7 protein-coding genes are annotated in these 6,133 nt (G+C 53.2%); all 7 read right to left on the bottom strand.

The window, feature by feature from the left end:
• Positions 1-385: hypothetical protein (locus ACO5R6_RS06135; RefSeq protein ID WP_485626310.1), on the bottom strand; the 385-nt coding region annotated here is incomplete at its 3' end.
• Positions 386-673: 288 nt separating this feature from the next.
• Positions 674-1,036: a hypothetical protein gene (locus ACO5R6_RS06130; protein ID WP_485626309.1), complete on the bottom strand. Its 363-nt coding sequence runs from the start codon at positions 1,034-1,036 to the stop codon at positions 674-676.
• The gene (sufU, locus tag ACO5R6_RS06125) at positions 1,037-1,465 is read right to left on the bottom strand and encodes a Fe-S cluster assembly sulfur transfer protein SufU (protein ID WP_485626308.1); all 429 of its coding nucleotides are present in this window, start codon (positions 1,463-1,465) and stop codon (positions 1,037-1,039) included.
• Complete coding sequence (locus ACO5R6_RS06120; RefSeq protein WP_485626307.1) at positions 1,452-2,699, bottom strand: aminotransferase class V-fold PLP-dependent enzyme; 1,248 nt, start codon at positions 2,697-2,699, stop codon at positions 1,452-1,454. The genes sufU and ACO5R6_RS06120 overlap by 14 nt, the downstream gene beginning before the upstream one ends.
• A gap of 12 nt (positions 2,700-2,711) precedes the next feature.
• The gene (locus ACO5R6_RS06115) at positions 2,712-3,785 is read right to left on the bottom strand and encodes a SufB/SufD family protein (RefSeq protein ID WP_485626306.1); all 1,074 of its coding nucleotides are present in this window, start codon (positions 3,783-3,785) and stop codon (positions 2,712-2,714) included.
• A gap of 13 nt (positions 3,786-3,798) precedes the next feature.
• Positions 3,799-5,223 carry a Fe-S cluster assembly protein SufB gene (gene sufB / locus ACO5R6_RS06110; protein ID WP_485626305.1) on the bottom strand — a complete coding sequence of 475 codons (1,425 nt, stop codon included), beginning with the start codon at positions 5,221-5,223 and terminating at the stop codon, positions 3,799-3,801.
• Between the two features lie 54 nt (positions 5,224-5,277).
• Positions 5,278-6,033, bottom strand: a complete 756-nt coding sequence (gene sufC, locus ACO5R6_RS06105; RefSeq protein WP_485626304.1) for a Fe-S cluster assembly ATPase SufC — start codon at positions 6,031-6,033, stop codon at positions 5,278-5,280.
• Positions 6,034-6,133: the final 100 nt, after the last annotated feature.

The raw sequence follows: 6,133 nt of genomic DNA, 5'->3' as shown, positions 1-6,133 counted from the left end.
GAATGGCCAGGTCCTTCTTGTCAATACTGATCACCTTTCGTGTATCCTTGCGATCATCCAGGCCCTGCGGAATCAAAAAGATTTTACCGTTTTTTACAATCGGCTGAGCAAAATGAGACCCCAGCATTGCATAGTGCAATTTCTGAATTTGATTGTTTTCCAAGTCGGCGTCAAACCATAATATTTTAGAATCATATGCCTGCGCTGTCGTTACAACAAGACCGATTGCCGCCTTATCTCGATCTATTTTGGTATTCTCACTGCCACACGCTCCAAAAAGCAGAGAAAGCAAGAGAAGGATTCCTATGATTTGGCATCTACGGATGCGGGATGTTTTCAAAACACTCCGCATCCTTCTTTTGACTCTACTTCTCATCTGATCCATTTCTCCTCTCCCCTTCAGAATGAAGGATCAAACGATGACTCCTCTTTTTGGCTGTCTCTGTTAATTTTTTAACCTGATTTACTTATAGCATGTATCACAGGCTTTTACTATTCATAAAAGATCATGAAAATCAGACTCATTTTTTGTGCAGAAGATATAGATTGTATTATTTTTAATATATTGCAATTATTTTCCTATATTTTTTGTGATTTCATTTTTTTATCTGTATCTTATGGATTACATTTTAAAATCCAGGAGCGAGCGCCCCTGGATCTTATCCTGAATTTTCTAAAATTTTTTTACTCCCTCTCTCAGTCCCCTGCTGAACCAAAGATAGACGATCAGGAGGGCGAGCGCGAAAGCGACGGCAATATAAGCCGGAAAATGAATCAGCTGATAGAGAATCAGGACCAGGCCAAAGACCATGCAGGCGATTGATAAGATTCGAACCCTGCCGGACAGATACCCGGCCAGCCCTTTCATATCCTGAATCTTGTATAGCTCTGTGGCTGGAATCAAAAACTCAGAGACCTTCTTCTCTTCTCTCATCCGCCCGGCCAGCGCAAACAGATAGATGCCCAGGCCGACCAGGACCAGGGCCAGTACCCAGATGATCAGGGCCAGCTGCCCCTGGCGAATTCCCGCGGACATTTACTTATCCTCCAGCATCTGATCCATGGTGTGCCAGCCCAGGACCGCACACTTGACACGGGCGGGCATATGGCTTACATCCTGTAGGATGCCTGCCTCCTCCAGTTCCTCTCTCTCCTCATCCGTCACCTTCCCCTTAATCATGCGCAGGAAGATCTCGGACAGGCGTTTCGCCTCTTCCACGGACTTTCCGATAATCAGATCAAGCATCATGTCCGCAGAGGCCTGGGAGATGGCACACCCACTCCCCTCATAGGCCCCGTCGACGATCTTTCCGTCCTCGACCCGAAGGTGCAGCACGATGTCATCTCCGCAGGATGGATTGACCCCCTCCAGACTCATATTGGCATCCGGCAGGGCATGCTTGTGAATGGGGTTTAAGTTGTGATCCGTCAGGATCTCATTGTAGAAAGTCTTATTCATTGCCATATCCCATTTCCCTCCTTATATCAGCAAGGCAGGCGAGGAAGCGGTCCAGATCCTCTCTCGTATTGTAGAAGGCCAGCGACGCTCTTGTCGTGGACATATAGGCCATCTGATCTGAGATCTGTGTCAGATGCTTGTGGAGCGGCTGGGCGCAGTGGTGCCCGGCCCTGACGCAGATACCGGAGGCGTCGAAGATCGCCGCCACATCGTGAGGATGGACCCCGTCAACGGTGAAGGTGAAGATTCCGTGATGGCAAGTCGGATCCTCGGAGCCCAGAATGTGGACATGGGGGATCCGCTTCATCCCCTCCATCAAATAGACAGACAGGTCCTTCTCTCTTCTTGTGATCCGCTCAAAGCCAAGCTTGTGATAGTAGTCAACGGCGGCAGCCAGGCTCGCCGCGCCGCCCGCATTGACTGTCCCCGCCTCAAACTTGTGAGGAATCTCCGCATAGCTGGCCCTCTCACGGGTCACATACTCAATCATCTCGCCCCCTGTCATAAAGGGCGGCATCTCGGCAAGCAGGTCATACTTGGCATAGAGAACGCCGATTCCCATGGCAGACAGCATCTTATGACCGGAGAAAGCCAGAAAGTCGCAATCCATCTCTGCCACATCGACCGGCATATGGGGCACGGACTGGGCCCCGTCGCATACGTAGACCGCCCCGGCCTCATGGGCAATTCTGGCGAATTCCCCGGCGTCATTGGTCCTTCCGAAGACATTGGACACCTGGCTGATAGCGATGATCTTGGTGTGCTTGTTGACCAGTTCTCTTAATTTGTCCGCAGACAGTTCTCCGCTCGCATCGCACTCAAGCCAGACCAGCCTTGCCCCGGTCGCCCTGCAGGCCTCCTGCCAGGGAAGGATATTGGAGTGGTGCTCGGCCACGGAGACAATCACCTCATCTCCCTCACGCAGGACGCTTCTTCCATAGGAATAGGCGACCAGGTTCAGAGATTCCGTGGCATTTCTCGTGAAGATAATCTCCTCCGGACGGCTGGCTCCGATGAAGTCAGCCAGCTTCGCCCTGGCCCCCTCATAGACGTCTGTTGCATCCATGGAGAGCCGGTAGAGCCCCCGCAGAGGGTTGGCGTTTGTCATCTGATAGAAATCTCTCTCCGCATCGATGACCGACTGCGGCTTCTGCGTTGTCGCGCTGTTATCCAGGTAGGCGATGTCATGATTGGCCAAGAGCGGAAAGTCCGCGCGGATCATCTTCTCCTCATCGGTCATAAATTCATCTCCTTACTCTGCGGCTTTTTCTCTCTGATCCAGGATGTCCAGAATGTAATTCCTGGTCTTCTCATCTTCAATCTTGCCGCTTACCGCCTCAATCTTCGCCCGGGACATCATCCGGTAGATCTCCTCAAGGCTTAGTCCCCTCGACTGCATATAGAAGAGGAGGTTCTCATCCAATTTCCCGATGGAAGCTCCGTGATTGCCCTCGACATCTTCCTCCTCGCAGAGGATCACCGGGATGGTCTGGTTGATGACATCATCGCTCATGAGAAGGACTTCCTCCATCTCATTTCCCGTGGCGTCCTTAGCCCCTCTGCGAAAGTCAATGGTCCCGCGGAAATTCTTCCTGGCATTATCCTCCAGAACACCGGATACATTCATCAGCGTATCTGTCTTTCTTCCGGTGTGGTAGGCGACATAGTTCATGTCAAGACTCTCATCCCTGCCGACCAAATAGGCAATATCCGCTTGGATGCCGGAGTTCTCTCCCCTAAGATCCGAGTAATTGCCATAGTAGGACCGGCCGCCCAGAATCACCTGGACCAGGTCGAAATGCGCGGCATCCGCGAGACGGCCGCCCAGGTCTAAGAAGACCCGCATGGCCGGGCCCACAGACTGGACCGTGATCAATTTCAGTCTGGCCCTCTTGCCGATATCATACTTGATCTGGACCACAACATCGCCCTTCTTGTCTCTGTTTGCGCAGAGATTGAGGATGACGGTCGCCTCGGAATCATGAGCCAGATGCACTTCCAACTGACCGGCCCCTGCGGAACCCTCGTTGAGATTCATATCGATGCGGGCCGGCTGATCGAAGCTGTCCCCCTCCGGAACCGTAATCAGGCGGCTCCCAAGTTCTTCCAGTTCAAACACCCTGTCGATATCATATCCCAGCCCTGTCTGAACTCGGGGCAGGCGGGAGGCCGATGCCATATATCCGCTCATCCCCTCAGGCAGCTGAACCGAAGGCGTGATCTCTGCCAAGACGGTCACTTCTGAGGTTCTGGCCTCATTCATCTTCAGCCAGTTCCAGGTGGGTGAGGGAATACGGTTGACAATCATCTTCCTGTTCTCAGTCATTTGTCATCCCTCCTTAACCGATGGCGCCCTTCATCTCGAGACGGATGAGATTATTCATCTCAACGGCGTACTCAAGAGGAAGTTCCTTCCCTACATTGTCAGCGAAACCGGATACGATCAGGGCTCTGGCGTCCTCCTCGGACATTCCCCGGCTCATCAGATAGAAGACGGTCTCATCCGAGATCCGGCCGATCCTGGCCTCGTGTCCGATGTCCGCATCTGCTGTGCGGATATCCATGGCCGGGATGGTATCTGACCTTGAGATGTCGTCTAACATCAGAGAGGCGCAGGAGACAGAGGCCTTGGACCCCTTGGCCCTCGCCGTCACATTGACCGAGGACCGAAAGGTTGAGATGCCGCCGCTCTTGGAAATGGACCTGGTGTTCACATAGGATGAGGTGTTGGGCGCATTGTGGACGACCTTACAACCCGTATCCAGATTCTGTCCCTTGCCGGCGAAGGTGACGGAGGTGAATTCACTTCTGGCCCCCTCTCCAACCAGGAAACTGGACGGGTATAGATAGGAGACATGAGATCCGAAGGAGCCGGAGATCCACTCGATCTTGCCCCCCTCTTCCACCCTGGCCCGCTTGGTGTTGAGGTTATACATGTTCTTGGACCAGTTTTCTATGGTGGAGTAGCGCAGGGTCGCCCTCTTGCCCACATAGAGTTCCACACAGCCGGCGTGGAGGTTGGCCACATTGTACTTGGGTGCAGAGCAGCCCTCGATGAAATGCAGATAAGCGCCCTCGTCCACAATGATCAGCGTGTGCTCGAATTGGCCTGCTCCGGCGGCATTGAGACGGAAGTAGGACTGAAGAGGAATCTCAACAGAGACGCCGGGCGGAACATAGACGAAAGAGCCGCCGGACCAGACGGCCCCGTGCAGGGCCGCGAACTTGTGATCGGTCGGGGGAACCAGCTTCATGAAATGGTCCCTGATCATATCGGCATAAGGGCCGTGCAGGGCGGATTCCAGGTCCGTATAGATGACCCCCTGGGCCGCAACCTCCTCGCGGACATTGTGGTAGACCAGTTCCGAGTCATACTGGGCTCCGACCCCGGCCAGAGACTGGCGCTCGGCCTGGGGAATCCCCAGCTTCTCAAAGGTGTCCTTGATATCTGCGGGCACCTCCTTCCAGTCCTTGACCATGTGATTGTCCTTGGGACGGATGTAGGTGACAATATTGTTCATGTCAAGTCCGTCAATGGATGGACCCCACTGGGGAAAAGCCGTCTTCTCATAGGTCTCAAGACAGGACAGGCGGAAGTCGCGCATCCAGGCGGGATCCTTCTTCTCCGCGGAGATCTTCTCGACAATTGCGGGCGTCAGTCCCTCCTCTACCTTGTAGGCGTCCTTCTCATCATAGCGAAAGTCATACAAACTGCGATCGATGTCGTCTACGTAAGTCTTCTCTTTACTCAAATTAAGCCTCATTTCTTCCTATGAGTTCTGAATCTGTCCAATATAGCCGGGGCGGAGCCAAATGCCTTACTCTTGCTCCCTGGGAAGATATTTCTCGAACCCCTTCCTGTTGATCTCACCGACCAGAGAAGCGTCCCCGTCTGCGACAATCTGCCCGCTGACGAGGACATGTGTCGCGTCAACCTTGAGCGCCTCTAAGATTCTGGTGGCGTGGGTGATGATCATAAGGGCCCCGCCGACCGACTTCTTGTACTCCTCAATCCCCTTGGAGACGATGCGGACCGCATCGACATCCAGGCCCGAGTCCGTCTCGTCAAGAATGGCCAGAGAAGGCTTCAGCATGAGAAGCTGGAGGATCTCCGCCTTCTTCTTCTCTCCTCCGGAGAAGCCGACATTGAGATCGCGGTCCGCATAGGATGGATCCATCTCAAGGAGCTCCATGGTCTGGGTCAGATCCTTCTTGAAATCCCAGAGGCGAATATGCTTGCCCGTCCGATTCTCCATCGCTGTTCGGATGAAATTGGACAGGGTGATCCCGGCCACCTCAATCGGGTTCTGGAAGCTGATAAAGAGGCCCTTCCTGGCGATCTTATCAGCCGATTCTCCGGCAATCTCCTCTCCGTCAAAGAGGATAGATCCCGATGTGATCTCAAAACGGGGATCTCCCATAATGGTAGATCCGAGCGTGGATTTACCTGCTCCGTTGGGTCCCATAATGACATGCGTCTCGCCGGCACCGATCTTGAGATTCAAGCCGTGAAGGAGTTCCTTGTCTTCAATACGGGCATGCAAGTCCTGAACCTCGAGAATATTCTTTGCCATGATAACCTCCTTAGAGCAGGCCCTCCTGCTGTATCTTCGAATTGTGCCTAAAATTATATTTCACAAAAGCTGCTATAACTGTTGCAGTAACAACATTCTG

The organism is Shuttleworthella sp., from assembly GCF_057251025.1.
The sequence above is the reverse complement of the archived record's forward strand: the minus strand, read 5'-3'. Positions and strand labels throughout refer to the sequence as shown.